This is a genomic window from Bradyrhizobium sp. HKCCYLS3013, assembly GCF_051167615.1.
Lineage (GTDB): Bacteria > Pseudomonadota > Alphaproteobacteria > Rhizobiales > Xanthobacteraceae > Bradyrhizobium.
This window is the reverse complement of sequence record NZ_JBNPTK010000001.1, coordinates 248,928-274,980: the sequence shown is the minus strand read 5'-3', so window position 1 is coordinate 274,980 and position 26,053 is coordinate 248,928. Positions and strand designations below refer to the sequence as shown.

General features: G+C 65.3%; 23 protein-coding genes. 15 read left to right on the top strand and 8 right to left on the bottom strand.

The genetic code is table 11. The features are described from left to right. Window positions 1–193: 193 nt before the first annotated feature. From ACQR1F_RS01250 to ACQR1F_RS01235, 4 genes are all read left to right on the top strand, one after another. Window positions 194–1,333: a sugar ABC transporter substrate-binding protein gene (locus ACQR1F_RS01250; RefSeq protein WP_315802030.1), complete on the top strand. Its 1,140-nt coding sequence runs from the start codon at window positions 194–196 to the stop codon at window positions 1,331–1,333. Between the two features lie 77 nt (window positions 1,334–1,410). After that, on the top strand, window positions 1,411–2,952 hold the full coding sequence (locus ACQR1F_RS01245; protein ID WP_434880362.1) for a sugar ABC transporter ATP-binding protein: 1,542 nt from the start codon (window positions 1,411–1,413) through the stop codon (window positions 2,950–2,952). Next, window positions 2,949–3,929 (top strand): ABC transporter permease, encoded by a 981-nt coding sequence (locus ACQR1F_RS01240; protein ID WP_316236897.1) that lies wholly within the window; start codon window positions 2,949–2,951, stop codon window positions 3,927–3,929. Before ACQR1F_RS01245 ends, ACQR1F_RS01240 begins: the two co-directional genes overlap by 4 nt. Then, window positions 3,926–4,906 carry an ABC transporter permease gene (locus tag ACQR1F_RS01235; protein ID WP_434912412.1) on the top strand — a complete coding sequence of 327 codons (981 nt, stop codon included), beginning with the start codon at window positions 3,926–3,928 and terminating at the stop codon, window positions 4,904–4,906. Before ACQR1F_RS01240 ends, ACQR1F_RS01235 begins: the two co-directional genes overlap by 4 nt. Window positions 4,907–4,964: 58 nt before the next feature. Here ACQR1F_RS01235 and ACQR1F_RS01230 read toward each other — a convergent pair whose 3' ends face one another. The 7 genes from ACQR1F_RS01230 to ACQR1F_RS01200 form a co-directional block, all read right to left on the bottom strand. Beyond that, window positions 4,965–5,660 (bottom strand): ABC transporter ATP-binding protein, encoded by a 696-nt coding sequence (locus ACQR1F_RS01230; RefSeq protein WP_315713534.1) that lies wholly within the window; start codon window positions 5,658–5,660, stop codon window positions 4,965–4,967. Beyond that, complete coding sequence (locus ACQR1F_RS01225) at window positions 5,660–6,409, bottom strand: ABC transporter ATP-binding protein (protein ID WP_434912411.1); 750 nt, start codon at window positions 6,407–6,409, stop codon at window positions 5,660–5,662. The genes ACQR1F_RS01230 and ACQR1F_RS01225 overlap by 1 nt, the downstream gene beginning before the upstream one ends. Next, window positions 6,406–7,698 carry a branched-chain amino acid ABC transporter permease gene (locus tag ACQR1F_RS01220; protein WP_434912410.1) on the bottom strand — a complete coding sequence of 431 codons (1,293 nt, stop codon included), beginning with the start codon at window positions 7,696–7,698 and terminating at the stop codon, window positions 6,406–6,408. The genes ACQR1F_RS01225 and ACQR1F_RS01220 overlap by 4 nt, the downstream gene beginning before the upstream one ends. Further along, a complete protein-coding gene (locus tag ACQR1F_RS01215; RefSeq protein ID WP_315802024.1) occupies window positions 7,695–8,642 on the bottom strand; it encodes a branched-chain amino acid ABC transporter permease in 948 nt (315 codons plus the stop codon). Before ACQR1F_RS01215 ends, ACQR1F_RS01220 begins: the two co-directional genes overlap by 4 nt. 118 nt (window positions 8,643–8,760) lie before the next feature. Continuing rightward, complete coding sequence (locus ACQR1F_RS01210) at window positions 8,761–9,993, bottom strand: branched-chain amino acid ABC transporter substrate-binding protein (protein ID WP_315802023.1); 1,233 nt, start codon at window positions 9,991–9,993, stop codon at window positions 8,761–8,763. Between the two features lie 246 nt (window positions 9,994–10,239). Next, on the bottom strand, window positions 10,240–11,511 hold the full coding sequence (locus ACQR1F_RS01205; protein WP_434912409.1) for a serine hydrolase domain-containing protein: 1,272 nt from the start codon (window positions 11,509–11,511) through the stop codon (window positions 10,240–10,242). Window positions 11,512–11,630: 119 nt separating this feature from the next. Next, a complete protein-coding gene (locus ACQR1F_RS01200) occupies window positions 11,631–12,851 on the bottom strand; it encodes an ABC transporter substrate-binding protein (RefSeq protein ID WP_434912408.1) in 1,221 nt (406 codons plus the stop codon). Window positions 12,852–13,132: 281 nt separating this feature from the next. Here ACQR1F_RS01200 and ACQR1F_RS01195 point away from each other — a divergent pair, with 281 nt between their 5' ends. Continuing rightward, window positions 13,133–13,825, top strand: a complete 693-nt coding sequence (locus ACQR1F_RS01195; RefSeq protein ID WP_434912407.1) for a TetR/AcrR family transcriptional regulator — start codon at window positions 13,133–13,135, stop codon at window positions 13,823–13,825. A gap of 56 nt (window positions 13,826–13,881) precedes the next feature. Then, a complete protein-coding gene (locus ACQR1F_RS01190) occupies window positions 13,882–15,927 on the top strand; it encodes an acetoacetate--CoA ligase (RefSeq protein ID WP_434912406.1) in 2,046 nt (681 codons plus the stop codon). 21 nt (window positions 15,928–15,948) lie between these two features. Here the strand turns inward: ACQR1F_RS01190 and ACQR1F_RS01185 are convergent, their stop codons facing one another. Then, on the bottom strand, window positions 15,949–16,854 hold the full coding sequence (locus ACQR1F_RS01185) for a ribonuclease Z (RefSeq protein WP_434894456.1): 906 nt from the start codon (window positions 16,852–16,854) through the stop codon (window positions 15,949–15,951). A 236-nt stretch (window positions 16,855–17,090) separates the two neighbouring features. Here ACQR1F_RS01185 and dinB point away from each other — a divergent pair, with 236 nt between their 5' ends. The 9 genes from dinB (at window position 17,091) to ACQR1F_RS01140 (ending at window position 26,042) form a co-directional block, all read left to right on the top strand. Beyond that, a complete protein-coding gene (gene dinB, locus ACQR1F_RS01180; protein WP_434884597.1) occupies window positions 17,091–18,197 on the top strand; it encodes a DNA polymerase IV in 1,107 nt (368 codons plus the stop codon). 164 nt (window positions 18,198–18,361) lie between these two features. After that, a complete protein-coding gene (locus tag ACQR1F_RS01175) occupies window positions 18,362–19,183 on the top strand; it encodes a sulfurtransferase/chromate resistance protein (protein ID WP_315802016.1) in 822 nt (273 codons plus the stop codon). Beyond that, a complete protein-coding gene (gene chrA / locus ACQR1F_RS01170) occupies window positions 19,180–20,571 on the top strand; it encodes a chromate efflux transporter (protein WP_434912405.1) in 1,392 nt (463 codons plus the stop codon). The genes ACQR1F_RS01175 and chrA overlap by 4 nt, the downstream gene beginning before the upstream one ends. A 116-nt stretch (window positions 20,572–20,687) precedes the next feature. Further along, entirely contained in the window at window positions 20,688–21,356 is a 669-nt protein-coding gene (locus tag ACQR1F_RS01165; RefSeq protein WP_315802172.1) for a Crp/Fnr family transcriptional regulator, read from the top strand. An 89-nt stretch (window positions 21,357–21,445) separates the two neighbouring features. Further along, window positions 21,446–21,649, top strand: a complete 204-nt coding sequence (locus ACQR1F_RS01160; RefSeq protein WP_315802014.1) for a YgaP family membrane protein — start codon at window positions 21,446–21,448, stop codon at window positions 21,647–21,649. A gap of 69 nt (window positions 21,650–21,718) precedes the next feature. Beyond that, on the top strand, window positions 21,719–22,621 hold the full coding sequence (locus tag ACQR1F_RS01155; RefSeq protein ID WP_315802013.1) for an MBL fold metallo-hydrolase: 903 nt from the start codon (window positions 21,719–21,721) through the stop codon (window positions 22,619–22,621). A 121-nt stretch (window positions 22,622–22,742) separates the two neighbouring features. Continuing rightward, entirely contained in the window at window positions 22,743–23,114 is a 372-nt protein-coding gene (locus ACQR1F_RS01150; RefSeq protein ID WP_316217796.1) for a hypothetical protein, read from the top strand. Window positions 23,115–23,292: 178 nt separating this feature from the next. Further along, window positions 23,293–25,407 carry a protein-disulfide reductase DsbD family protein gene (locus ACQR1F_RS01145; protein ID WP_434839367.1) on the top strand — a complete coding sequence of 705 codons (2,115 nt, stop codon included), beginning with the start codon at window positions 23,293–23,295 and terminating at the stop codon, window positions 25,405–25,407. Beyond that, the gene (locus tag ACQR1F_RS01140) at window positions 25,404–26,042 is read left to right on the top strand and encodes a DsbA family protein (protein WP_315802010.1); all 639 of its coding nucleotides are present in this window, start codon (window positions 25,404–25,406) and stop codon (window positions 26,040–26,042) included. Before ACQR1F_RS01145 ends, ACQR1F_RS01140 begins: the two co-directional genes overlap by 4 nt. The last annotated feature ends 11 nt before the right edge of the window (window positions 26,043–26,053 follow it).

Genomic DNA, 26,053 nt, shown 5'->3' with positions numbered 1-26,053 from the left:
GTCCGAACCACATTCATGACATGCGACCGGCCGCTTGGCAAAAGCGGCGCGACGGTAATTGACAGCGCTGTCATTGATCAGTAACGCTTGGCGGGTCGAGACGACGAGCATTGCTCGCACAACCTCCGGAAACAAAGAGGCGTCTCGCACATGCGTCATTGATCTGGCGCCACAACAACAGGGGAGGTCACGAATGTCGTCCAAGTCGATGAGGGCGCGATGCCTTGCCACGTGTGCATCGCTGGTGCTGGTCACCGCGTTTGCCAGCAAGGCGCTGGCGGAGCCGGAGATGGTCAAGGGACCGGCGAGCGAGCCTGAATGCATGGTGCCGTGGACCAAGGACACCAAGTTCTTCAAGTTTCCGGCCAAGAAGGGCCCCTACCGCATCGCACTGGCGAACGGCTACATCGCCAACACCTGGCGCATCCAGATGATCCAGACCGCGAAGGCCTATGCGGCGCAGCCCGAGGTGAAGGCCAAGCTCAAGGAGTTCAAGGTCGTCTCGACCGGCGAGGACGTGCCGGCGCAGATCTCGGCGATCAACAACTTCATCGACTCCGGCTATGACGCCATCGTCGTCAACGCGCAGAACCCGACCGCCTTCGGGCCGGTGATCAAGCGCGCCAAGCAGGCCGGCGTGATCCTCGTCGCCTTCGACAACATTCTCGCGACGGAAGACGCGATCAACGTCAATGTCGACCAGAAGGGCCTCGGCGAGCTCTGGGCGAAGTGGCTGGTCAAGAACGTGCCCGGCGGCGGCAAGGTGCTCGAGGTGCGCGGCGTCGCCGGAACCTCGGTCGACACCGACCGTCACAACGGCTTCCACTCCGTTCTCGACGGCTCCGGCAAGAAGTGGCAGGTCACCGAGGTCGTCGGCAAATGGGACGACGGCGTCGCCCAGAAGGCCACGGCCGATGCGATCGCGACCAACGGCCCGTTCGATGCGATCTCCGGCCAGGGCGGCGACACCGGCATCGTGCAGGCCATGCTCGACGCCAAGCACAAGATGGTGCCGTTCGGCGGCGAGACCGAGAACGGCTTCCGCAAGTTCTGCGCCGCCAAGGCCTCGGAAGGCCTGAAATGCTCGTCGGCTGGCACCGGACCTGCGCAGGTCGCGGTCGCGATCAAGGTCGCGCTCGCCGCCCTCGAAGGCAAGGTCGTGCCGCAATCGGTCAAGCTGCCGCTCGCGGTCGTGGAAGATCCGAACTTCAAGAAGGATCAGGACTACTTCCCGGCCCAGTCCGACAACTTCTTCGTCGGCAACTCCTTCCCGACCTGCGGCATCAACTTCACGGCGCAGGAGATCATGGGCCAGTCGAAGGAAAACCAATAGGCCGGTGTGATCGCTGGTCCGCGAGTTTCTCTCGCGGCCAGCCCGTCCCTATTGCCCAAACGACTGGGGAAGCAAGCATGATCGCGGCTGAGCCGCTGTTTCGCGCCGTAGGACTGTCCAAACGCTACGGCGGCGTGATCGCTCTCGACGGTGCGGACCTGGAGGTCCACCCCGGCCGCATCCACGCCATTCTCGGCGAGAACGGCGCCGGCAAGTCGACGCTGATCAAGCTGATGGTCGGCGTGGTCGCACCGGACGAAGGCCGGATGACGCTCGAAGGGCGCGAGGTCGCCTTCAGCGGTCCCTCCGCCGCGAATGATGCCGGCGTCGTCTGCATCTTCCAGGAGCTGTCGCTGATTCCCGACCTGTCGGTCGCGGACAACATCATGATCTCGCATCCGCCGACGCGGTTCGGCATGATCGACCGGCGCGCCCAGCGCCGGCTTGCCGAGGAGGCGCTGCACCGCGCAGGCGCCGGCGACATTCATCCGCGCGCGCTGGTGAAGGACCTGCCGCTGTCGCGCCGGCAGATGGTCGAGATCGCGAAAGCGCTGTCGCGGCGGCCGAAGATCCTGATCCTCGACGAGGCGACCTCGGCGCTGACCGCCTCCGACGTGACCAAGGTATTTACGGTACTGAAGCGCCTGCGCAGCGAGGGGCTGGCGCTGCTCTACATCTCCCACCGCATGCACGAGATCGCCGAGCTCGCCGATGAATGCAGCGTATTCCGCAACGGGCGCCGCATCTCGACCTTCCCGGCCGGCACCAGGACGGATGCCGAAGTGATCGAGCTGATGATCGGCCGCGAGTACAAGCACGCTTTCCCGGACAAGCCGCCGCGCAAGACCGATGGGCGGCCGCCCGCGCTGCAATGCACGAGCATCAGTTGGGGCGACCGGCTGAAGGACATCTCGTTCTCGCTGCAGGCCGGAGAGATCATCGGACTCGGCGGGCTCGACGGCCAGGGCCAGCGCGAGCTGCTGCTGGCGCTGTTCGGCGTGCTGCGCGACTGCCGCGGCGACATTCTGATCGACGGCAACAAGGTGACGATCGACAGCCCCGTCACTGCCAAGTCGGAGCGCATCGGCCTCGCGCTGATTCCGGAGGACCGCAAGACCGAAGGATTGATGCTGCCGATGTCGGTGCGCGACAATCTCTCGGCCGCCGCCTTCGACCGGTTCGCGACATTCGGCATCATCGACCGGCAGCGGCAATCGGCGCTGATCGAGGAGATGATCCGCCTGATCGAGATCAAGACCGCCTCCCCCGATCTCGCCGTCAGCGCGCTCTCCGGCGGCAATCAGCAGAAGGTCGTGATCGCGAAATGGCTGATGAACAAGCCGCGCATCATCCTGCTCAACGATCCGACGCGCGGCATCGACGTCGGCACCAAGCAGGAGATCTACCGGCTGCTGCGCCGGCTTGCCGACGAGGGCGCCGCGATCCTGCTCTATTCGACCGACTATGACGAGCTGATCGGCTGCTGCGACCGCGTGCTGGTGATGTATGATGGCGCGATCAGGCGCGAGCTTGCGGGCGCCGAGATCACCGAGCGCGCGCTGGTCAGCAGTGCGCTCAATGTCGACGAGGGCGAGCGAGCGGAAGCGAGTCTGGCATGACCGAGTGGCGGTACTGGCTCGCCGAACAGCGCGGCACCCTGCTCGCGATTGGCATCTTCGTCGCGATGTTCGTGCTCTATGCGACCAATCATCCGGCCGGCTTCAGCGCCAACATGGTGCAGACCGCGGCCAACAAGGCGACGCTGCTGGCCTTCGTCGCCATGGCGCAGGCGATCGTGGTGATCACCGCCGGCATCGATCTGTCCGTCGGCATGATCCTGACATTGACCAACTGCCTCGCGTCCTGGATCGTGGTCGGCACCGCCACCGAGACCGCGCTCGGCGTCGCCGGCGTGCTCGGCACCGGCATCGTCTGCGGCATGATCAACGGCGCGATCGTGATCTTCGGGCGCCTGCAGCCGATCGTGACCACGATCGCCACCGGGGCGATGTACTACGGCATCGCGCTGTTCCTGCGGCCCAATCCCGGCGGATCCGTCAACGAGACGCTGGCGGATGCCTTGACGGGAAGATTATTCGGCGTGCTGCCCACGAGCCTCGTGGCACTGGCTGCGGCGGCACTGCTGATCTGGGTGCCCTATAGCCGCTCGGTCGTCGGCCGCGCCGCGTTCGCGACCGGCTCCTCCGAGGTCGCAGCCTACATGTCCGGCGCGCCGATCCGCGCGGCCAAGTTCGTCGCCTACACCCTGGCTGGCCTGCTGTCCGCGATCGGCGGCCTGTTCCTGACGTTCTTCTCCTACACGGGCGAAGCCGCCTATGCGAGCGGCAATGCCTACACGCTGTTCTCGATCGCGGCCGTGGTGCTCGGCGGCGTGTCGCTGATGGGCGGGCGCGGCAGCGCGATCGGGGCGATCTTCGGCGCACTCGCGTTCCGCACCATCGGCGATCTGTTGTTCGTGTTCGATTTCGATCCGCTGTGGCAGCCGCTGTTCCAGGGTCTCGTGCTGATGCTCGCGGTCTCGATCGGCGCGTTCGGCCTGGTGCGGGTGCGCAATCGGCTGGAGTGGTTCGGATGAGCGACGCAACGGCACCACAACCGGCCCAGCGCGGGATCGCCATGCTGCGTCGGATCGATCCGGCGGTGGCGGCCTCGTTCGGCTGCATCGTGCTGCTGCTGCTGGTCGGCAGCCTCTATTCGCGCAGCTTCCTGTCGCCGGATTATCTGCTGCAGCAGTTGAAGGTCGCGAGCTTCCTGGGCGTGATCGCCACCGGCATGATGCTGGTGATCCTGCTCGGGCAAATCGATCTCTCGGTGCCGTGGGTCGTGACAACGGGCGCGATGATGGCCTGCGCGGCGGCCGCTCATGGCACGACGGGCGCCATCATCGCGATTCCCTGCGGCATTCTCTGCGGCGCCGCCATCGGTCTCCTGAACGGCATCGGCGTCGCCTATCTGCGCATTCCCTCGATGATCATCACGCTGGCGACCAACGCGGTCGCGCAAGGCCTGATGGTGGCCTACACCGGCGGCTTCGCGCCGCAGGATTCCGCCTCCAGGGCGATGCGCTATCTCGCCACCGGCACGATCGTGCCCGGCCTGCCCAATGCGGTGCTGGTCTGGGCGATCATCGGCGGCGCAGCGATCTGGCTGCTGTCGCGGACCACGTTCGGCCGCGCCATCTATGCCATCGGCAATCGCGAGCGCGCCGCGTATCTCTCGGGGATCGACACGCGCCGCATCACCATGCTGGCGTTCGCGCTGTCGGGCGCCCTCTCCGCCTTCGGCGGCGTGCTGCTCGCGGGCTACGCGTCGAAGGCAGCGCAGTCGATGGGCGATGCCTATCTGCTACCCTCGATCGCCGCCGTCGTGCTCGGCGGCACGCACATTCTCGGCGGCCGCGGCAGCTATCTCGGCACCGTCGCCGGCGTCGTGCTGATCACCCTGCTGCAGTCCATCCTGTCCGTGATGCAGATCAGCGAGGCCGGTCGCCAGCTGATCTACGGCGCGGTGATCATCCTGATGCTCCTGATCTACGGCCGCCAGAAGCTGTGATCGAACAGCGACTGGTCCCGCAAGCCGGCTGGTGATCTGCGACGGATGCCGCTGCACCTCACACTTCGAGCCACTCCTGCCGGACCGCGGTGTTGGCCTTGAGCTGATCCGGCGTTCCTTCGAACACGACGCGACCGTGGCCCATGACATAGACGCGCTTCGAGATCCGCATTGCGATCGAGAGCTTCTGCTCGACCAGCAGGATCGCGACGCCAGCCGCCGCAATCCGGGCGATCAGGTCGCCGACCTGCTGTACGATCAGCGGCGCCAGACCTTCGGTGGGTTCGTCGATCATGATCAGGTCGGGGTCACCCATCAAGGTCCGGCAGGTGGTCAGCATCTGCTTCTCGCCGCCCGACAGCACGCCAGCCGGCGTATCGGCGCGCGCGGCGAGATTGGGAAACATGTCGAGCATGTCCTGGAGGCGCCACTTCCCCGGCCGCCGGGTGTCCTTGATGCCGAGCACGAGATTTTGCCGCACGGTGAGGCTCGGAAAGATGTCGCGATGTTCGGGCACATAGCCGAGCCCCAGGCGCGCGATCTTGTAGCTCGGCAGGCCGGCAATGTCCCGGCCCTTGAAGCGGATCGTCCCCTGCGGACTGACCTCGCCCATGATCGCCTTCACGGTGGTCGAGCGGCCGACGCCGTTGCGGCCGAGCAGGCTCACCACTTCGCCGGCAGCGACGTCGAGGTCGACGCCCTGGAGGATGTGACTCTTGCCGTAATAGGCGTGGAGGTTCCTGACTTCGAGCATCAGTGGGCCTCCTCGCCGAGATAGGCTTCCCTCACCTTCGGGTCACGACGGATCTCCTCCGGCGTGCCCGACGCGATGATATGGCCGTAGACCAGCACCGAGATGCGATCGGCGAGACCGAATACCACGCTCATGTCGTGCTCGACGATCACCAGCGTCCGCCCCTCGGTGAGCCGCCGGATCAACGAGACGGCGCGCTCGGTTTCCGCATGGCTCATTCCGGCCGTCGGCTCGTCGAGCATGACGACCGTCGCACCGCTCGCAATGGTGACCCCGATCTCCAGCTCGCGCTGCTCGGCATAAGTCAACAACCCCGCGGGGATGTCACGCCGATGCGTGAGATGGATGTCGTCGAGGATCTGGGCGGTCCGCTCGCGCACCTCCGGCAGGCTGTCGACGTTCTTCCAGAACGCGTAGCGATGTCCGGTCGCCCACAGCACGGCGCAGCGGACGTTCTCCCACACGGTCATGCGGGCGAACACGTTGGTCACCTGGAACGAGCGCGACAGGCCGCGCCGGTTGATCTCGAACGGCCGCAGGCCCGAGATGACCGCGCCGTTCAATCGCACCTCGCCCGAGGTCGGCCTGATATGCCCGCTGATCAGGTTGAACGTCGTGGACTTGCCAGCGCCGTTCGGGCCGATGATCGCGTGCCGCTCGCCCTTGGCGACGCTCAGGTTGAGGTCGCGGATGACGCCGACATTGCCGAAGCGCTTCTCGACGGCACGGACTTCGATGGCCGCGGTCATGCCAGATACCCCCGATCACGCGCCACGGTGGCGGCCCCGTCCCAGGCTCCGGCAATCCGCTGCCACGTCGACCGCGCGACGAAGAAGCCGGCGACCACCAGAATCGCGGCGACGCCCCATGTCAGGGGGGATTGCGGATTGAAGGCCACGCCGAACAGGTTGATGGCGTCGCCACCCGAATAACGCGCGACCGTCTCGATGGTCAGGATGACGCCGCAAGCGAACGCCGCGGTCGGTACGATGGCAACGAGATAGGACGGGATCACCATTCCGAGCGTTCCGGCACGGACCAGCGGCCGGTGCATCATCAGCAGACCGGCGATGCCACCGGGTGAGAACATGACGATGCCGATGAAGATGATGCCGAAATAGAGCTGCCAGACGCTGGTGAGGCTCGTCAGCCCGAGCTGGAGATAGGTCACCAGGATCGCGCCGAGGATCGGACCGAAGAAGTAGGCCGTCCCACCGATGAAGGTCGCGAACAGCACGAGGCCCGACTGGATTGCACCGAGATAGGCGGAGTTCGCGATCTCGAAGCTGATCGCCGCGAGGCCGCCCGCGACGCCGGCGAAGAATCCGGCGAAACAATAGGCGAGATAGCGGACGACGTGCGGATCATAGCCGATGAACTGGACCCGTTCGGGATTGTCGCGCACCGCATTGCTGATCCGTCCCAGGGGCGTCCGGGTCAGCGCATACATCGCGATTGCCGACAGCACCAGCCAGAACGCGATCAGGTAATAGACCTGCAGCTGCGGCCCGAAGGTCCAGCCGAACATGCGCGGCAGAGCGGTGCGGTCCGTGGTGATGCCGGCTTCGCCGCCGAACACCGAGCGCAGGATCAGCGATGACGACGCCACCAGCTCGCCGATGCCGAGCGAGATCATCGCAAACACCGTGCCGGCGCGCTTGGTCATCACCCAGCCGAGGATGATCGCGAAGGCGAGGCCGCCCAGCCCGCCGAACAGCGGGATGAAGGGCAGCGGAATCGGCCAGCCATGCGCCACCACCACATTCATCATGTGACAGGCCGCGAAGCCGCCCAGGCCGTAGTGAACCGCGTGACCGAACGACAGCAATCCGGTCTGACCGAGGAGGATGTTGTAGGAGAGCGCGAAGACGATCGCGATCCCGATGAGGCTGAACGAGGTCAGCGACCCGCCCGAATTGAAGAGCAGCGGCAGCACGATCAGCGCGGCCACGCCGATCACCCAGACGGCATAGAAGCGGAGACGGGATCCGGCGGGGTTTGCCGCGAGATGAGACGCGGAGGTCACTGCTGCGGTCATGATTCGCGAGTCCCCATCAGGCCCACGGGGCGCACGATCAGGACGAGCACCAGCAGCAGGTAGGGAACGATCGGCGCGACCTGCGCGATCGTCACGTTCCAAATGTCGGTGAGCACCGATGGCCCGGCGGACGGATCGAGCGGGCCGAAGGCGCTTGCCAGCGAGCCGTTCAGCGCCACGGCGAAGGTCTGCACCAGGCCGATCACCAGCGAAGCAATGAAGGCGCCCGGCAGCGAGCCGAGGCCGCCGAACACGATCACCACGAACAGGATCGGCCCAAGTGCCGCGGCCATGTCGGATTGCGTCACCAGAGCGGGACCGGCGATGACGCCGGCGAGACCGGCCAGTGCGCTGCCGACCCCGAACACCACCATGAACACGCGTCCGACATTGTGGCCGAGATGGCCCACCATGTGGGGATGGGTCAGCGCCGCCTGAACGATCAGGCCGACCCGGGTGCGCTTGAGCACGATCAGCAGCGCCACGAAGATCGTTACCGACACCGCCAGCATGAACAGCTTGTAGGCCGGATAGTTGGTCGAGAAGATCGTGAATGCGGGAAAGTCCAGCAGCGCCGGGACGCGATAGTCGAGCGGCGTCTTGCCCCAGATCATCGAGACGATTTCCTCGATCGCGAATGCGAGGCCGAAGGTCAGCAGCAGCTCGGCGACGTGACCATGCTTGTGCGTGTTGCGCAGACCGTAACGCTCGACCGCCATGCCGATGGCCCCGACGAGGAGCGGCGCGAGCAGGAGGGCCGGCCAGAAGCCGACCCATTTCGTGAGCTGGAAGCCGAAGAAGGCGCCGAGCATGTAGAAGCTGGCGTGAGCAAAATTGAGCACCCCCATCATGCTGAAGATGACGGTCAGCCCGCTCGACAGCAGGAACAGCAGCATGCCGAACAGCACGCCGTTGAGGGTGGAGATGACGATGAGTTCAAGCACGGTGCACCCGCGAATGTCCGGGGCCTCGATGCCCCGCCGCTCATTCCCTAACAGATCGACGCAGGGCCGACGCCGCTTCCCGCACGGTGAGGCCGTGCGGGAAGCCAGCGCCGATCGATTACGGCCGCGCCATCTTGCACGTCGTCGACACCATGGCCTGGGGCGTATCGACCCTGGAGACCAGGTGCCATCCCCAGCCGGTGTTCTCCTCGTCGAACGGCTCGTTCGCCGCGAGCTTGCCGAAGGACGAGACGTAGATCGGCTGGAAGAACTGGTGATCATCCTTGCGCATGAAGCCGGTGCCGCCATCCAGCACCTCGAGCTTGAGGTCCTCGAGCGCGGCCGCGACCTTCACCGGGTCGATGGAGTTGGCCTTCTCGGCCGCCGCCTTGAACATGCGCATCTCGTTGACCGCCCGCGGATACCACAGCGACATGTTGACCTTGGCGCGGAACGCCTTCTCGTAATCCATCGCAGCCTGATGGCCCGAATTGGCGAAGCCTTCGGTCAGCTGGAAGACCTGATGATCCAGGCCCGTCTGCTTGATGGCGGTCGGGCCGCCGGCGCCGCCCGCGTAATAAGTGTACCAGTTGACCTTCAGGCCGGCATCCGCGGCGGCCTTGAGCAGCAGCGCGATGTCCTGGCCCCAGTTGCCGGTGATGACGCTGTCGGCGCCGGACGCCTTGATCTTGGCAATGTAGGGCGAGAAGTCCGTGATCTTCAGCAGCGGATGCAGCTCGTCGCCGACGATCTGGACATCGGGTCGCTTCGCCGCCAGCATCTTGCGCGCGTCGCTGCGGACCGACTGGCCGAACGAATAGTCCTGATTGATCAGATACACCTTCTTGATGGACGGGATGTCCTTCATGTAGTTGGTGAGCGCCTCCATCTTGATGTCCGAGCTGGCGTCCCAGCGGAAATGCCAGTAGCTGCATTTCTCATTGGTCATGCTCGGATCGACGGCGGCATAGTTGAAGTACAGCACTTCCTTGCCGGGGTTGCGCGTGTTGTGCTTGTTGACGAAATCCTCCAGCGCAAGCCCGACGGACGATCCGTTGCCTTGCGTGATGTAGCGGACGCCGGCGTCGATCGCCTTCTGGGCCTGGACCAGGCTCTCTTGCGGATTGGTCTTATTGTCGAACGGCACGATCTCGACCTTATGGCCGAGAATGCCGCCCTTGGCGTTGAGCTCGTCGGCCAGGTACTGGAACGTCTTCAGGCCGCCCTCGCCGACGCTGGCACCGCCGCCGGACAGCGGATCGATATAGCCGATCTTGACGGTGTCTTCGGCCTGCGCGGCATGACCGAGCATCGGGACGATCAGGGCAATGGCTAAAGTTAACTTGCGCATAGTTTTGTTTCCTCGCTGGCTGTCGACTTCAGTCGATCGATCGATGCGCATGATCGCGCAATTTGAAGAAGCACTGAGCAGAATAACGGCCGGATGACAAGCTCGGCATGAGATGAAGCCGTGTTTGCCGCTCCGGCAATGGGCCGGCAAGCAGCTCACCGCCGATCGGACGTTTCATCGAGCGGAATGTGGCGTCCACATCGTGGACATATTCTCCCATCTCTCGGAGATGACGGCACCTGCCGGTCATGTCGCTTGTTCCACAATGTGGGACAGCGCGGCGTAGGTTCCCCGCTGATAGACGGGAAGAGCACGGCGGCCGGCAGCGCCGCGCCCAGTGGCGATCGTGGCCCCTGCCCCCGCCGAGACCGGCACGTGATGCTGAATCAGATAGATCATGATCAGGTCATTGACCGGATCGGCCTGCCACCAGGTGCCGAAGATGCCAGGCCAGGTCATCGAGCCCGGTGCGCCACAGGCATAGGGATTGCCGACGGCATCCTCGGCGATCGCCAGTCCGAGCCCAAATCCGGAGGTCTGCCACAGCGGCATGCCGGCGAAGGGTATCTGGCGCTGCCCATCGGTCAGCCGATTGGTTCGCATCAGATCCACAGTTGCAGGCCGCAGCAACCTGACGCCGTCCAGCTCGCCTCCTCCGAGCAGCATGCGCGCGAACCGATGGTAGTCCGGCGCGGACGAGATCAGCCCGCCGCCACCCGGCGTATAGGCCGGCGGCTCGTCATACATGACCGGCTCGACCTTCACGAGCCGCTCCGTCGTCTCGTCATACCCATACAGGCTCGCCAGGCGATCTCGCTTGGCGTGCGGCAACCAGAAATCGCTGTCGTCCATGCCGAGCGGCGCGAAGATGCGCTCCTGCAGCACCCGCCGGAACGGCTTGCCTTCGACCCGGCCGATCAGGAAGCCGAGCACGTCGGTCGAGTGGCCGTAGTGGAATCGGTCACCGGGCTGATAGGCCAGCGGTAGCGCGCCGAGCGCCGCGAGCCATTCGTCCGGCGCCGAACGGTTCATCGCGGGATCGCCGAGCGCGCGCTCATAGGCGACCTTGAGCGGGCCTTCCGAGAAGAACGCGTAGGCGATGCCCGAGCGGTGCGTGAGCAGATCCTCGATGGTGATCGCGCGCTGGGCGGGCACGGTCTCGTCGAGCGGGCCGGCGGCGTCGCGCAGGACCCGTAAATCGGCCAGCTCCGGAATCCACTGGGAGACGGGGTCCGCCAAGGCGATCCTGCCTTCCTCGACCAGCATCATCGCCGCCACCGAGGTGATCGGCTTGGTCATCGACGCGATCCGGAACAACGTATCCGCGCGCATCGGACTCCTGCTTTCGACATCGCGCCAGCCGATCGTCTCGGCAGCAACGATCTCGCCGCCGCGCGAGGTGAGCGACACGACGCCCGCGAGCTCGCCGCGATCGACGAATTCGGCGAGCGCCGGGCCGATCGCTGCAAGCGCCGCAGGATCGAAGCCCCGGCGGCGGCGGACGGCTTCACTGGTCATGAGCGGCGCTCCGACGGACAGGGTTCAGCTTTCGGCGCCGGCCGGCGCGGGTGACGGAGAGACAACAGGGTATCCTGGCGCGCAAGCGACGCCCGGACAGGCCATGGCCGACGAGAGGATCAGTCCGCCTTGAAGTCGTCGGTCAGGATCGGACCCGAGATGATCCAGCGCTGACCGTCGAATTTCATCATCTGGAATTGCTTGCTGATGCGGTAATCGTCGGGCGTTGTCGTCACCGACATTCCCGGCAGCCCGAGGTCGGGAACGAAGCCCTTGATGTTGGTCGCCTGCTTCATGATGTTGGCGCGCGTCAGCTCGTCGCCGCATTGCCTGAGAATGTGGACGAGCAGAGCGGCCGTCGAGTAGCCATAGGTCGCAAAGCCGCTGTTGGCGTCCTCGCCGGGCGCGTATTTCGCCATGAACGCCTTGTAGCGCTTCATGCCCTCGTCATCGGCCCATTGCGGATCGAGCGGATCCTTGCCGTAGGCGACCGAGATGATGTCCTTGGCATTCTCGAGCCCCGCGGGCACGAGCACCTGACCGACCGCCGTCGCGTTGACCTCCAGGATGTGGACGGGCTTCCAGCCAAGCTCGGCGGCCTTCCTGATCGATTGCGCCGCGAATTTCGGCGTCGACATGTTGTAGAACAGATCGGCACCCGACGCCTTGAGCGTCACCAGCTGCGAATCGATCGTCGGGTCGGACAGCTCGTAGGACAGCTCCTTCACGATCATGCCGGCCTTGGCGCCGAGCCCGTCCTTCAGCCCCTTGACGTAATCTTTGCCGAGATCGTCGTTCTGATACAGGATGCCGATCTTCGCGTTCGGATGGTTCTCCAGAATATATCTTGCGTAGATGTGCGCTTCCGACTGGTAGTTCGGATTGGCGGAGATCGTCCACGGAAAGTTCTTCGGGTCGGTGAAGCGGGACGCTCCACTTCCCGCCAGAAGCTGCGGGACGCCCTTGCCGTTCAGATATTTCTGGACCGCAGCGTTCGGCGGCGTGCCGATGATCTGGAACGTGGTCAGCACCTCGTCGCTTTCGACCAGCTTGCGCACCTGCTCCACGGTCTTCGGCGGGCTGTAGGCATCGTCATACTGGATGAGGGTGATCTTGCGCCCGTTGACGCCGCCCTGCTCGTTGATCATGCGGATATAGGCCGCCTCCGCCTTGCCGATGGCGCCGAAGGCGGACGCCGGCCCGCTGAGCGGGTTCGTCTGGCCGATCTTGATCTCGGTGTCGGTCGCGCCGACGTCGTATGTCTTCTGCGCGAACGCCGGGCCAGAAAGGGCCACGCCGAGCATCAGCAGGGCGGCCGCCGTCGACTTGAACCGTGTCATGTGTCCTCCCGTGTGCGGCTGATGCATCGCCAGCCGCTTGCTTTGACAACATCCGCGCACGACGAGACTGGCAGCGCTGCCCGCCACCCGATCATCGACCGCTTTCCATCATGCCTCCGACACCTACCGTCCGAGCCACGTCGGGTCAAGTTCATTCATTTAGTGCTAAATGAAATTGTCGGAAGCCCGAAGTCCTGCTTGACCGGGCGCGCCCGCCCCCTCATCGTCGAAATGGACAACGGCGCCGTTCCTGTGCGCGCCGATCGGGGACCAGGGAGAGCATGTCAGCAGAGCTGAAGCCGGAGGGGCGCCGCACGCGCGCGGAACAGCGCGCGACGACGGTGAAGCTCATCCTCGACACCAGCGAGGAGCTGTTCGCGCAGCTCGGCTATTTCGGCGTGACGATCAAGGATGTGGCCGACAAAATGGGCATCCATCCCGCGCTGATCCATTACTACTTCGAGGGCAAGAGGGCGTTGTTCGATGCCGTGTTCGAACGCCGCATGGAATACGCTGTCACGGTGCGCACGGCCGGGCTGGATGCCTACGAGGCCAAGGTCGGAGATCGTCCGACCGTTGAAGGCGCGCTGCGCGCCTATTATGACGGCGCGTTCGACGTCTACATCAACGAAGAGGACAATTGGCGGCACTTCGGCCGCATCTTCGCGCAGGTCGCCAACGCGCCGGGCTATGGCGTGGAGATGATGGACACGTACCTCGATCCGATGGTGCTGCGTCTCATCGGGCTGCTGCAGAAGGCATTGCCCGATGCCACGCCCGAGGACCTGTTCTGGAGCTTCCAGTTCACCTCCGGCGCCTACTCGCTGATCCTGTCACGGACCGGCCGCATCGACCGCCTGTCCGGCGGTCTATGCAAGTCCGACGATTTCGTGGCCGTCCGCGAGCGGTTCGTGACCTTCATGGCCGGAGGCTTCAACGCGCTCTACAAGCGGCGGAAGCAGAAGTCGAAATGAGCGCCTCGGCGTCTCCCATCGGTCGACGCGATACAAACAACCAGCCGGAACCAATGATGACAGCTCCCTATATTCCGCAAATGGCCCTCTATCGCCAGTGGCTGAAGGATCATCGCGGCCTCCACTTCGAAAGCTTCGAGAAGATGCGGCAATGGTCCATCCGCGACCTCGACGGATTCTGGCGCAGCATCTGGGACTATTATGACCTGCAGTCGCCGACCGCGTTTTCGACCGTCCTGGGCAAGCGCACGATGCCGGGAGCGGTCTGGTTTCCGGGCGCTTCGGTCAACTACGCCCGGCAGGTATTTCGTCACGTCGAAGCCGCCGATGCGGCGGGCCTGCCCGCGATCGTGAGCAGTCACGAGGACGGCCGGTTCACGGAGACGACCTGGCCGGAGCTTCGGCGAAAGGCTGCCGCCCTGGCGCTGCATCTGCGCGAGCAAGGCGTGGCGCCCGGCGACCGGGTCGCCGCCTATCTGCCCAATATCCCCGAAGCCATGATCGCGTTTCTCGCTGCCGCGAGCATCGGCGCAATCTGGAGCGTTTGCGCGCCCGACATGGCCGCGCCCGCCGTGATCGACCGGTTCAAGCAGATCGAGCCCAAGGTGCTGATCGCCTGCGATGCGGTCACCTATGCCGGCCGCCGGCACGATCGCCGCGATGTCGTCGAGGAGCTGCGGCGGTCGTTGCCAACGGTCGGTCACGTCATCCTGCACAGCGACGATGCCGGCGCGCCGGTCGCCGGGGGCGTCCATCTCTCGGATGTCCTGTCACGAACAGGCCCTGGCGTCGATGCCTTCGAACCGGAGTGGCTTCCCTTCGATCATCCGCTCTGGATCGTGTATTCGAGCGGCACCACCGGATTGCCGAAACCGATCGTGCATGGTCACGGCGGCATCATCATCGTCACGCTCGCGCTGCTTGGGCTGCACAACGACATCGGCTGCTCCTATCAGCCGAATTCGTTCGGCGAGCGCTATCACTGGTACAGCTCGACCGGCTGGATCATGTGGAACAACCAGGTCGGCGCGCTTCTCAACGGCACCACGTGCTGCATCTTCAACGGCAGCCCGGCCGGGCCCAAGGATCATCCGGACTGGACCACACTGTGGCGGTTCGTGGCGAACTCGAAGTCGACCTTCTTCGGCGCCGGCGCGGCGTTCTTCGCGAGCTGCGTCAAGGCTGATATCAACCTGGCCGACGCGGGCGATCTGTCCCGACTGCGTTGTCTCGGGTCCACCGGCTCGCCGCTCAGTGCCGACACGCAGGCCTGGTTCGATCAGCGGTTCGCGGAGCTGTCGCGGGTCAATGGCAGCCGGGCGCAGGCGCAAATGTGGTGGTCGAACATCTCCGGCGGCACCGACTTCGCCGGCGCCTTCATCTGCGGCAACCGCGAATTGCCGCAGATGCCCGGAACCATGCAATGCCGCGCACTCGGCGCGGCCGTCGAGGCCTTCAATGACCAGGGCGAGCCTGTTATCGGCGAAGTCGGAGAGCTCGTCTGCACCGCGCCGATGCCGTCGATGCCGCTGCGGTTCTGGAACGATTCGGGGAATGCGCGCTATCTCGCGAGCTACTTCGACGCCTTCGAGGCGCGCGCGGGCGGGCCGGTCTGGCGACATGGCGACTGGCTCAAGGTCAATCCGGATGGCTCCTGCATCATCTATGGCCGCAGCGACGCGACCATCAATCGCCACGGGCTGCGCATGGGGACGAGCGAATTGTACTCGGCCATCGAGGCGCTGCCGGAGATCCTGGATTCGCTGGTCGTCGATCTCGAATATCTCGGCCGCGACAGCTACATGCCGCTGTTCGTGGTGCTGCGCGACGGTGTCGCGCTCGATGCGGTGATGAAGCGGAAGATCAACATGGCGGTCGAAGCCGGCCTGTCGCGGCGCTTTGTGCCCGACGAGATCTTTGCGGTGGCCGAGATCCCGCGCACCTTGTCCGGCAAGAAGCAGGAGCTGCCGATCAAGAAGCTCCTGCTCGGGCAGCCGCTCGACAAGGTCATCAACCGCGACGCCATGGCCAATCCCGGTTGTCTCGACTGGTACATCGCGTTCGCCCGGAGCCGTTTGCAGAGCGGCTCAGGCGCGACATAGCAGACGCGCCCGAGCGAACAGCTAGACCATCAGCCGATCGAAATCGATCGCAACACGGCTGTTGGTAAAAATCTCCCGCGCCTCGACGAGGATCTCCTCGTCGGGATAACGGCCGGAGATGTGGTTCAGGACAAGCAGCCCGACGTTGCTCGACGCCGCGAGCCCGGCAGCCTCCGCGGCCGTCAGGTGGCCGTAGTCACGAGCCATGGCCGAATCCCGCCGGAGAAAAGTGGCCTCGATCACGAGCATGTCCGCGTCGCGAACATGCTCGTGCAGACCCTCGGTCGTTCCAGCATCGCCGACGATGACGAGCTTTTTCGGTCCCTGCGGAGGCCCCAGAACATCCTCCGGATCGATGGTTCGTCCGTCCTCCAGCGTGACCGGCCGGCCCTCCGCCAATGCCTTCCGCACGGGCCCATCAGGGACCGCGAGCGCCGCCAGACGGTCTGGCAGCAGATGGCGGCGAACTTGACCTGCAAATTCGAAGCCGAAGCTGTCGGTGTCGCGGTGCCGGACGGGAAAGCAGTTGATCGTAAACTCGCCGGCATCGAGAACCGTCCCGCGCCCGAGCGGAACGAGCTCGAGCGGGATCGGCGCGCGGCCCTCGCCCCACAGCCCCGCGAGCATTCGGACCACCACATCGAGCGTGTCGGGGCCGCCGTGTATGCGCATAGTGTCAGCGCTCCTGCGCAGCCGCAGGGTGGAAAACAGTCCGGGAATGCCGAGGACATGGTCGAAATGGCCGTGGGTGAGCAGGATCCGATCGAGCCGGCGAAAGCCTGCCCCACTGCGGAGCAGCTGACGCTGGGTCCCCTCGCCGCAATCGACGAGAATACGATGCCGGCCTGCTCGAACGAGAAGGGCTGGATGGTTGCGGTCCGCCGACGGAACGCTCGCCGAGGTCCCCAGGAAAGTGAGCTCGAACATCACAGCCGCTTCAGGCCCATGGTCGCAGCGTCGTGAGCGGCTTTGACGACAGGTCCCGGCTGCGCTGCTTCGTCTCGATCACGGTCGGCGGTCCCTTTTCTCATGAGCGTGTTTCCCTCGTCGCCGATGAAAGGCTGTGAGGGAGAGGGACATCGCAACGTCCTTGTAAGGGGCGTTGCTGGTAGCCAGCACTCGGCTGTGCAGACTTCATCGCCTCGCTCTGATAGAGCTTGACCATGCCAAGCTCCGGTCCGGAACAGGATGCCGCACCGCCGGCAACCCGCAAGATCATCCACATCGACATGGATGCATTCTACGCGTCGGTCGAGCAGCGGGACAATCCCGAGCTGCGCGGCAAGCCCGTGGCCGTCGGAGGCTCGCGCGAACGCGGTGTCGTGGCAGCCGCAAGCTACGAGGCTCGGGCGTACGGCGTGCGCTCGGCAATGCCGTCGGTGACGGCAAAACGCCAGTGTCCGGACCTGATATTCGTCAAGCCTCGCTTCGAGGTCTACAAGGCCATCAGCCAGCAGATCCGCGCCATCTTCGCCCAGTACACGCCGGTCGTCGAGCCTTTGTCGCTGGACGAGGCCTATCTGGACGTCACCGAAAATCTGCAAGGCATTCCGCTGGCACGCGACATCGCCTTGCAGATCCGGGCCAAGATCAAGGCCGAGACCGGACTCAATGCCTCCGCGGGAATCTCCTACAACAAGTTCCTCGCCAAGCTGGCCTCGGACCATCGCAAACCCAATGGCCAATACGTCATCTCGCCGGAGATGGGTCCAGCCTTCGTGGAGGGGCTGCCGGTCGGCAGGTTTCACGGCATCGGCCCGGCGACCGCCGCGAAATTCAACGCGCTCGGAATTCATACCGGGCTCGACATCCGCAATCAGACCCTGCCCTTCCTCCAGCAGCACTTCGGCAAGGCCGGCCACCACTACTATTGGATCTCGCGCGGCATCGACAATCGCCCGGTCCGCGCCAATCGCATCCGCAAATCAGTCGGCGCCGAAAACACCTTCTCGACCGACCTGACCGACTTCGAGCCGATGCTGGCGGAGCTGCAGCCGCTGATCGACAAGGTCTGGCAGCATTGCGAAGCCAGCGGCAACCGAGGCCGGACGGTCACCTTGAAGGTCAAGTTCGCGGACTTCGACATCATGACGCGCAGCAGGTCCGTCGCCAACCTGGTCGCGAGCCGGGAGGACCTGGCACGCTTGTCCATTGCTCTCCTGCAGAGCGAGATGCCCTTGGCCAAGCCGGTGCGCCTCCTCGGCGTTTCGCTGTCATCCTTGCAGCAGCACGACACCGGCGTGGAAGCCCAGCTTCCCTTGCTGATCTGAGGCGGGTCGGCCCCGATAGCGATCGCGACGGTCCCCGATCGTTCCAGCAACGGGACGGGTTGACAGCCGAACAACCGAGCGCTTTATTCTGCCGCACGGGGATGTGCGATCTCCCCGCGAGGCGACATGCCCAAGAATCGCGTCCTGGTCACCAAGGGCGCAGCATGTCATCATCATATACGTCCATCTCACCCGAAAAATTGTCTCGACTGATCGGCACGGCGGCCGCGCCGGCGCTCGTCGACGTGCGTATCGACGAGGATTTCGCCGCCGACCCGCGCCTCATCCCCGGCGCCGTCAGGCGTTCGCATCTCGATGTCCAGCAATGGGCGCCGAGCTTCACCGGCCAATCCGTCATCGTGGTCTGTCAGAAAGGCAAGAAGCTCAGCGAAGGCACCGCAGCCTGGCTCCGGTGCAGCAACATCGCGGCCGAGGTCCTCGACGGCGGACACGTCAGCTGGAGGGAGGCGCAGCTCCCGACTGTGCCCGCGAACAGGATTCCCGCGAGGGACAGCCGCGGCAGCACGGTCTGGGTCACGCGATCACGTCCGAAGATCGACCGCATCGCCTGTCCATGGCTGATCCGCCGCTTCGTCGACCCCGCCGCGGTCTTCCTGTTCGTGACACCGGCCGAGGTGGAAGCGGTCGCCGAGCGCTTCCAGGCCACGGCCTTCGACGTCGAGAACGTCTTCTGGAGCCATCGCGGCGAACTTTGCACCTTCGACATCATGGTCGAAGAGTTTGGCCTGCGGACGCCGGCATTGGAGCGACTCGCCACGATCGTGCGCGCCGCGGATACGGCGCGGCTCGATCTGTCTCCCGAGGCTCCCGGACTGCTCGCGGCTTCACTCGGGCTGTCGCGAATGTACGACGACGATCTGGAGCAGTTGAGCGCAGGGCTTCTGCTCTACGACGCCTTCTACCGCTGGTGCCGCGACGCCACCAAGGAGGCGCACAACTGGCCGAACAGCAAGGTGAAGTCATGACGGACATCGCAGCATCGCGAAAACCGGTTGCGGCCGAGCACACCCATGGCATCTCCTTCAATGACGCGCTTCTGGTGTGGATCCGGGTGGCCTGTCTGAGTTTCGGCGGCCCCGCCGGCCAGATCGCGGTCATGCATCGCATCCTCGTCGAGGAGAAGAACTGGATTTCGGAGAGCCGCTTCCTGCATGCGCTGAACTACTGCATGCTGCTGCCGGGACCCGAGGCGCAGCAGCTTGCGACCTATATTGGCTGGCTGCTGCATCGGACCACCGGCGGCATCGCTGCGGGCACGCTCTTCATCCTGCCGGGCATTTTCGCCATCATGGGCCTCAGCTACATCTACGCGGCCTATGGCCATGTCGGCGTCGTCGACGCCTTGTTCTTCGGCCTCAAGGCGGCGGTGCTGGCGATCGTGATCCAGGCCGTGGTCCGCGTCGGCAAGCGCGCGCTACGCAATCGGATCATGATCGGACTGGCGGCGGCGGCGTTCGTCGCGATCTTCTTCTTCGGGGCGCCGTTTCCGACCATCATCATTGCCGCCGGAGTCATCGGCTTCGTCGCTGCCCGCCTCGGCCGGCCGGAGTTCGCAGCCCTCGAGCACGGCGGCAAGAACGCCGGCGCGATCGACAGCATGCTCGGCGAAGCCGTGCCGGATCACGTCCGTCCGAACGCGTCGCGCGCGCTGCGGGTGGCGGCCGTCTGGCTCGCGATCTGGCTCGTCCCCGTCTTCGCCCTGCTGACCCTGCTCGGGCCGAACGACGTCTTCGGTCAGATCGCGATCTTCTTCAGCAAGATGGCGATGGTGACGTTCGGCGGCGCCTACGCCGTGCTCGCCTACGTCGCGCAACAGGCCGCGGAGTACTATCACTGGGTTGCTCCGCGCGAGATGCTCGACGGCCTCGGCATGGCGGAGACGACTCCCGGTCCCCTGATCATGGTCGTCCAGTTCGTGGGCTTCATGGCCGCGTTCCGCGGGGCGAGCGGGCTGTCTCCCATGCTCGCCGGCACACTGGGCGGACTGCTGGCGACGTGGGTGACGTTCGCGCCCTGCTTTCTCTGGATCTTCGTCGGCGCCCCCTACATCGAGGCGCTGCGGGGAAACAAGGCGCTCGCCGGCGCGCTCTCGGCGATCACGGCGGCCGTCGTCGGCGTGATCCTCAATCTCTCGATCTGGTTCGCGCTGCACACCCTGTTTCGCGAAACCTTTCCGATCCATGGATTCGGCCTGTCATTCGACGCGCCGCTGCCGGCGAGCATCGATCTGCCGGCCGTCGTCCTGTCGATCGCGGCGGCGACCGCCATCTTCCGCTTCAACATGGGAATGCTCGTCGTCCTCGCCGCCTCGTGCATCGCTGGCATGCTGATGCGCGTTGCAGGCGCCATCTGAGCGCTGTGACGGCCGCTGGATGCGCTAGCGCCGATCCGGCGTGTCCCATCGCTCGACCCGCTCGCGGTCCTGTGGCAAATTTGGGCGATGCCGATGGGGCGCAGCCGGATGTGGTAATGTCGTCGAAGCAGGACTGGACGCTCGCTTTCCCGCCGTTGCGACAACTGCCGGAGGAGATCTTCGCGCAGTTGCGCGAGGCCAGCCTTATCGTCGAGCTTCCGGAAGGCAGCCGGATTTTCGGCCCCGGTCAGGCGCCGGATTCCTTTCTGCTGCTGCTGGACGGGACCATCCGCGTGCAGCAGACGTCCGAGTCCGGCCGCGAGATCGTGCTCTACCGCGTCCAGGCAGGCGAAAGCTGCGCGCTGACCACGGCCTGCCTGATGGGTTACGAGGAATACCAGGCCGAGGGGATCGCGGAGACCCGGATCCGTGCCGTGGCGATCCCGCGCGCGCTGTTCGACCGGCTGATCGCCAACTCGCGCGAATTCCGACAGTTCGTCTTCACCGCGTTCAGCCGCCGCGTCACCAATCTCTTCCGCATCATCGAGGAAGTCGCGTTCGAGCGGATCGATGTGCGGCTCGCGCAGAAGCTTCTGGATCTCGCGGGGACAAAGCAGCAGATCGCTGCAACGCATCAGGAGCTCGCCAACGAGCTCGGCAGCGCACGCGAGGTCATCAGCCGGCAGCTCAATGAATTCGCGCGGCGCGGCTGGTTGCGAATGGCTCGCGGAATCGTCGAGATCACCGACAGACCGGCGCTTGTCCACCTGGCCCAGCATGGCTAGGAACCGGCGTCTCTTGGTGACTTAGTTACATACCCGCGCTGTGTCCCGCTCTATCGTCTGCATCATCGCAAGCCAAAGGGGAGCGCGACATGACACAGAACATTGGCAAGATCGACCGGCTGCTCAGGATCATCGTCGGACTGGCGATCCTCAGTCTGACGGTCGTAGGACCGCACACCCTGTGGGGCCTTCTGGGCCTGATCCCGCTCGGCACCGCACTGATCGGCTGGTGCCCGCCCTACGCGATGCTCGGCATCAATACATGCGGAACGAAATCCAATTCGATGTCTTAGACCGCGCAGGACGACAAACGCGCCGTGGGCGGCGATGCCGCCCCGGAGCCAAATCGTGGAGCAGCAGCCATGTCCTATCGAATCGATTCCTATCCAATCGATCTCCGCATGCAGCCGAAGGTGGCCGGATTTTTCGATCCTGACACCAGCACGATCAGCTACGTGGTGAAGGATCCGTCATCGCCGTCCTGCGCGATCGTCGATCCCGTCCTCGACATCGACTACGCGGCCGGCCGCATCAGCACCCGCTCCGCCGACATGCTGATCGACTACGTGAAGATCAACGGCCTCAGGCCGGAGTGGCTGATCGAAACGCATGCGCATGCCGACCATCTCTCTGCTGCGCCCTACATCCAGGACAAGCTCGGCGGCAAGATCGGCATCGGCGAGCATATCCTGACCGTGCAGGAGACCTTCGGCAAGGTCTTCAACGAGGGCACGGAGTTTCGTCGCGACGGCAGCCAGTTCGACCGGCTGTTCAAGGATGGCGACACCTATCAGGTGGGGCAGATGACGGCCTTCGTGATGCACACGCCCGGCCATACGCCGGCCTGTGCCACACATGTGATGGGCGATGCCGCTTTCGTCGGCGACACCTTGTTCATGCCGGACGGGGGAACGGCGCGGGCCGACTTTCCAGGCGGCAATGCGCGCACGCTGTACCGCTCGATCCGGAAGATCCTTGAGACGCTGCCGCGCGAGACCCGGCTGTTCATGTGTCACGACTATGCCCCCGACGACCGCGCGGTGCGCTGGGAAACGACCGTCGGCGAGGAGCGGCTCCGCAACATCCACGCCCGAGACGGGATGACCGAGAACGAGTTCGTCGCGCTCCGCGAGGCCCGCGACAAGACGCTCGGCATGCCGCGCCTGATCATTCCATCGCTGCAGGTCAATATCCGCGCCGGACATCTGCCTCCCGCGGACGCGACGGGAAAGACATTCCTGAAGGTACCGATCAACGTACTTTGAGAACCGCTCGCTTTGCTCACGCGATGCGGGTTTGGCCGCAAGTTCGCGGCGTCACGAAGATGTCAGTTGCCAACAGCGGTCGGTCTGCGCGACCAGTCCAGACTGGAGAAGATGATCCACGATGAGACGTGCTGAGCTCGAGATGCCCGCGATGACACGCCGCCTGATGGCGGCGCTGATTGCGCTCGTTTTGAGTCTGGCGCCTCTGCTCGGAACCTTCGAGGTAGCAACGGCCGACGCCGGCGCCGGTGTGCACCAATGGTCCCGAACGACCACCAGCGCGCCCAAGCCATGCAGGAAGGCCGTCATCCCGGGCATGATCAACACGTGTCCGTTTGCCGCGGCGGGTCTGACTGCCGTCCCCGCGAGCGACAGTGGGGCGGCACAGCCGGTTGCCGCGTCCCGGACGCTGTCCTGGCGCCCCTATGACGAGGCGCTGACGACGCAATGCGACGCGTCCTCGCCCTACCGTCCCCCCTGTCGCCACGCCTGATCCTTCCGTCGTCATCGGCTCGCGGGCCGCGTAACGTCGTGACTTGAGCGGACGAATATCCACCATCGATCGTGCGTCGTGCAGGTCGGCTTAAGGTGCCCATTGCCAGGCGCGCCTTGCGCCGGGTCGCGCAGCGCAACTGCCACCGCAACGCACGATCAGCGCGCGGGAGATCATCATGTCCATCCGTCATCTTGGCCGGCTCGCATGGCTGCTCGGCCTGCTCCATCTTGCGGCGACGACCGCTGTCGCGGGCGAATTGCGACCGCAGGCGAACGTCGACACGCGCCTGCTGGTCGGCGACGTCACGCGAGCAGACGGCGGCCCGGCCGCGGCATGGGCCGGACTGGATGTCAGGCTGGATGCAGGCTGGCACACCTATTGGCGCTCGCCCGGCGACGCCGGCGCGCCGCCCGAATTCGACTGGACCGGCTCGCGCAACGTCGCCGATGTCACCGTCGAATGGCCGGCACCGAGCCGCTTCAGCGAGCAGGATATCGACACGTTCGGCTATGCCGAGCACGTGCTGTTTCCGTTGCGCGTGCGGCTCGAGGATGGCGCGGCGCCCGCGCATCTCACGCTGAAAACCGTGCTGTTCGTCTGCTCGGTCATCTGCACCCAGCAGGAGGCCCATCTCGAGGCCGACATCCCCGCCGTGTCGCGCCGGCCGAACGATCAGGCGCTGATCGACGAATGGCGGCAGAGCGTCCCGCGCGCGAGCGCGCCCGGGCTTTCCATCACGGCGTTGCGCATCGATCGGCAACCAAAGCCGCACCTGCAGCTCGAGGCGCATGCGACGCCGCCACTGCACGCGCCCGACGTCTTCCTTGATGGGAACGACGCCGTGTCCGGCGGCCGTCCCCAGGTGAGCCCGATGTCGGACGGCGGCGTCCGGATCACCGTACCGGTGCAAGGCCTCGATCAGGCCGGTCCGGTGCAACGTCTGCGGGTCACCCTGGTCGATGGCGATCGATCGATCGAAGCCATGCTTCCGGTGGATGCCGATCAAGCTGCTCGCGCTTCTGCGGCCAAAGCAGCCACAGCGGCACCGCGTCCTTCGGCGGCATCGATCTGGGCCATGCTCGGCGTGGCCCTGCTCGGCGGCTTCATCCTCAACTTCATGCCATGCGTGTTTCCGGTGTTATCGTTGAAGCTCGTTTCGCTGGTCGATCACGATCCCGCACGCGCGCCCTCGCCGCGCCGGGCATTCCTGGCGACGGCGGCCGGCATCGTCGCCTCATTCGTGACCCTTGCCACCGTCCTCTCCGCGCTCAAGGCCGCGGGCGCCGAAGTCGGCTGGGGCCTGCAGTTTCAGCAGCCAGCTTTCCTCATCGCGATGATCATCGTGCTCGCCGCATTCGGTGCCAACCTGCTCGGCCTGTTCGAGATCGGCCTGCCGTGGTGGATCGCCGGCCGCCTTGGCAACGCCGCGAGCCACAGGACGATGGCAGGTCATGCCATCAACGGCTTCGTCATGACGCTGCTGGCCACGCCGTGCTCGGCGCCGTTCGTCGGCACCGCCGTTGCCTTTGCGCTGTCGCAGGCCGCGCCGCAGATCCTGCTGGTGTTCACCACGCTCGGGCTCGGCATGGCCGCGCCCTATCTGTGTCTGGCTGCAGCGCCAAGCCTTGCCGCACTCTTCCCGCGGCCCGGCCGCTGGATGCTGAAGCTGCGCGCCGTCGCAGCGGCCGCGATGGCGGCGACCGCGCTATGGCTGCTGACGGTGCTCGCCGACATCAGTGGCGCGGCGACTGCGGCCGTCCTCGCCGCTGCGCTGCTGGTCCCCACGCTGATCATGGCGGCGCTCCGTTTCCCGTTGCGGCGAACGATCGCTGGAGCCGGCCTCGCCGGCATGATCGGACTAACGCTAATCGCCGCCACCTCCATTAAGCAGCCGGATGGCGGAAGCCGACCGGCCGGAATCGCCTGGCAGCCGCTGGTGCCCGCCGAGATCGCGGCACAGGTGCGCGCCGGTCGCACGGTCTTCGTCGATGTCGGCGCCAGCTGGTGCGTCACCTGCAAGGTGAACGAGAAGCTCGTGCTCGACAGCACGGCCGTGCGCGGTCGCCTTGCGTCGGGTGTCGTTGCCGTCAGGGGCGACTGGACCTCCCCCAGCGATGCGATCGCGACCTATCTGCGATCCTTCGGCCGCTACGGCCTGCCGTTCAACGCCGTGTTCGGCCCGGGCGCTCCCGCCGGCATCGTGCTGCCCGAACTACTGACTCCACAGATCGTGCTCGACGCGATCGACACCGCCTCAACCACCCCTCATCAGGAGAACGACAAGACATGACCACGAAGACCTTCGCCGCATCGATCGCGACGCTTCTGCTGCTCGCCACGGCGATCCTGCCGATCCAGGCCCGCGCCGAGGACGACGACACCGACATTCTGAGCGAAGCGCGCATCCTGCACGATCCGGCCATCCCCGCTGTCGGAAACGCCGAGGGCGACATCACGATCGTCGAGTATTTCGACTATCAGTGCCCGTATTGCCGCAAGATCAGCCCGGAGCTCGCCAAGGTGGTTCGCGACGACGGTCACGTCCGGCTCGTCTTCAAGGATTGGCCGATCTTCGGCGGCGCCTCGATCTACGCGGCCCGCCTCACCCTGGCGGCGAGATATCAGGACAAGTTCGCCGAGGCGCACGAGGCGCTGATTTCGCTGCACGACAAGCTGTCGGAAGCCAAGGTCGATGCGGCGCTCAGCGGCGCCGGAATCGATCTGGCCCGCGCCAAGGCCGACCTCGCGGCCAAGCACGCCGACATCGACGCCGTGCTCGCGCGCAATCACGAGCAGGCCACGGGCCTCGGCTTCCGCGGCACGCCGGCCTTCATCATCGGCCATTTCCGCATCCCCGGCGTCCCCAATGCCCAGGCTTTCAAGCAGGCCATTGCGGATGCCCGCGCGGCTGCATCCGCCAAGTGAGCGGGCCCCTG

Excerpts from the sequence above, each read along its gene's own strand:
- ACQR1F_RS01240 (WP_316236897.1), top strand. The coding sequence starts at position 2,949 with ATGACCGAGTGGCGGTACTGGCTCGCCGAACAGCGCGGCACCCTGCTC.
- ACQR1F_RS01230 (WP_315713534.1), bottom strand. The coding sequence starts at position 5,660 with ATGCTCGAAGTCAGGAACCTCCACGCCTATTACGGCAAGAGTCACATC.
- ACQR1F_RS01175 (WP_315802016.1), top strand. The coding sequence starts at position 18,362 with ATGTCATCATCATATACGTCCATCTCACCCGAAAAATTGTCTCGACTG.
- ACQR1F_RS01165 (WP_315802172.1), top strand. The coding sequence starts at position 20,688 with ATGTCGTCGAAGCAGGACTGGACGCTCGCTTTCCCGCCGTTGCGACAA.
- chrA (WP_434912405.1), top strand. The coding sequence starts at position 19,180 with ATGACGGACATCGCAGCATCGCGAAAACCGGTTGCGGCCGAGCACACC.
- ACQR1F_RS01220 (WP_434912410.1), bottom strand. The coding sequence starts at position 7,698 with ATGACCGCAGCAGTGACCTCCGCGTCTCATCTCGCGGCAAACCCCGCC.
- ACQR1F_RS01195 (WP_434912407.1), top strand. The coding sequence starts at position 13,133 with ATGTCAGCAGAGCTGAAGCCGGAGGGGCGCCGCACGCGCGCGGAACAG.
- ACQR1F_RS01225 (WP_434912411.1), bottom strand. The coding sequence starts at position 6,409 with ATGACCGCGGCCATCGAAGTCCGTGCCGTCGAGAAGCGCTTCGGCAAT.
- ACQR1F_RS01245 (WP_434880362.1), top strand. The coding sequence starts at position 1,411 with ATGATCGCGGCTGAGCCGCTGTTTCGCGCCGTAGGACTGTCCAAACGC.
- dinB (WP_434884597.1), top strand. The coding sequence starts at position 17,091 with ATGCCAAGCTCCGGTCCGGAACAGGATGCCGCACCGCCGGCAACCCGC.
- ACQR1F_RS01140 (WP_315802010.1), top strand. The coding sequence starts at position 25,404 with ATGACCACGAAGACCTTCGCCGCATCGATCGCGACGCTTCTGCTGCTC.
- ACQR1F_RS01150 (WP_316217796.1), top strand. The coding sequence starts at position 22,743 with ATGAGACGTGCTGAGCTCGAGATGCCCGCGATGACACGCCGCCTGATG.
- ACQR1F_RS01185 (WP_434894456.1), bottom strand. The coding sequence starts at position 16,854 with ATGTTCGAGCTCACTTTCCTGGGGACCTCGGCGAGCGTTCCGTCGGCG.
- ACQR1F_RS01145 (WP_434839367.1), top strand. The coding sequence starts at position 23,293 with ATGTCCATCCGTCATCTTGGCCGGCTCGCATGGCTGCTCGGCCTGCTC.
- ACQR1F_RS01235 (WP_434912412.1), top strand. The coding sequence starts at position 3,926 with ATGAGCGACGCAACGGCACCACAACCGGCCCAGCGCGGGATCGCCATG.
- ACQR1F_RS01155 (WP_315802013.1), top strand. The coding sequence starts at position 21,719 with ATGTCCTATCGAATCGATTCCTATCCAATCGATCTCCGCATGCAGCCG.
- ACQR1F_RS01210 (WP_315802023.1), bottom strand. The coding sequence starts at position 9,993 with ATGCGCAAGTTAACTTTAGCCATTGCCCTGATCGTCCCGATGCTCGGT.
- ACQR1F_RS01190 (WP_434912406.1), top strand. The coding sequence starts at position 13,882 with ATGACAGCTCCCTATATTCCGCAAATGGCCCTCTATCGCCAGTGGCTG.
- ACQR1F_RS01205 (WP_434912409.1), bottom strand. The coding sequence starts at position 11,511 with ATGACCAGTGAAGCCGTCCGCCGCCGCCGGGGCTTCGATCCTGCGGCG.
- ACQR1F_RS01250 (WP_315802030.1), top strand. The coding sequence starts at position 194 with ATGTCGTCCAAGTCGATGAGGGCGCGATGCCTTGCCACGTGTGCATCG.
- ACQR1F_RS01160 (WP_315802014.1), top strand. The coding sequence starts at position 21,446 with ATGACACAGAACATTGGCAAGATCGACCGGCTGCTCAGGATCATCGTC.
- ACQR1F_RS01200 (WP_434912408.1), bottom strand. The coding sequence starts at position 12,851 with ATGACACGGTTCAAGTCGACGGCGGCCGCCCTGCTGATGCTCGGCGTG.